We start from the raw sequence: 255 nt of genomic DNA on the forward strand, positions 1-255 counted from the left end.
AACCAGCTCAGCAACCGAACCAACCTTCACGCCAGCCTTGCGGCCACCCGGTTCTTCAGTTTTCAGAACCTTGAGGCGTGGAGCAATGTCAGCACCGAAATCAGCAGGCGACTTCTCATCAAGCGGCTTCTTCTTGGCCTTCATGATGTTTGGCAGCGATGCATAACGCGGCTGGTTCAAACGAAGATCAACAGTCACGATGGCTGGAAGCTTCACATCAATGGTCTGAAGACCGCCATCGACTTCGCGCGTTAC

General features: G+C 53.7%; 1 protein-coding gene. It reads right to left on the bottom strand.

The features are described from left to right. On the bottom strand, positions 1 to 255 hold a 255-nt coding region (locus tag QSJ70_RS27565; RefSeq protein WP_502871738.1), incomplete at both ends, for an electron transfer flavoprotein subunit beta/FixA family protein.

Source organism: Brucella sp. NBRC 12950 (assembly GCF_030268145.1).
Taxonomy (GTDB): domain Bacteria; phylum Pseudomonadota; class Alphaproteobacteria; order Rhizobiales; family Rhizobiaceae; genus Brucella.